This window comes from Trinickia soli, from assembly GCF_002879855.1.
Taxonomy (GTDB): Bacteria; Pseudomonadota; Gammaproteobacteria; order Burkholderiales; family Burkholderiaceae; genus Trinickia; species Trinickia soli.
In genome coordinates this window covers 1-680 of sequence record NZ_PNYB01000067.1, presented here as the reverse complement: position 1 = coordinate 680, position 680 = coordinate 1, and the positions used below count along the sequence as shown (strand labels likewise).

General features: G+C 61.9%; 1 protein-coding gene. It reads right to left on the bottom strand.

The genetic code is table 11. The annotated features are described in order from the left end of the window. Positions 1–39: 39 nt before the first annotated feature. The coding region (locus C0Z19_RS29200) for a DUF6531 domain-containing protein (RefSeq protein WP_233196320.1) at positions 40–680 on the bottom strand (641 nt) is incomplete at its 5' end.

The following is a 680-nucleotide window of genomic DNA, read 5'->3' as shown; positions in this document are numbered from 1 at the left end:
CATCTGATCAAGGAAATCGACCCGCTCGGAAACACAACGTCAACCGAATTCGAACAGGGGCTGCCGGTTGCACGCACCGACGCGTTGGGCAACGTCACCCGCATGCAGTGGAATGACGCGGGTCTCCATCCGGTGCAGCAACCACCGGTCAGGGCTTGTCGGATGTGGCTCGTATGTTTCGACAGCCCCATCCGAGAAACGCACGGCATAGGCTGCGTGCCCCTCGCGATCCTCAAGTCGAACAAGCGTGTACTTCTCCAGCGGATGGAAGTGCTCCTGCCCAACTTCGAGCGTTGGAAAATTCAATCGGCGGCCATCGAAGTCGATATAGGCGAGCTTGCGCGTGCCGTCCGGTGCAATCTCTAACCGCACCTCGGTCGCATATTGCAGCTTCCACGCTACGCCCAGGCTGCCGACTCGCTGATCGGCGCTGCGGTACCGGCGGTTCCATCGGATCGGCAGCCGCCCTGGCAACACGAAATCGTCGTACTCAAGGAGTTTCTGGCCGGTCGCGATGTCGACAGGGTGGGCCGACATCGCCTTGCAAAGGGCACAGTCCGCCTCGGTGACGGGCGACAAGCTGTTCGCGCTCCCACTGCTTTGCGTGACCGGACCGTCCAGATAGATCGCGGTGCCCTTCAGGTGAATGCCCGCCGCGTCGATCGTGATCGTCCCGCCCG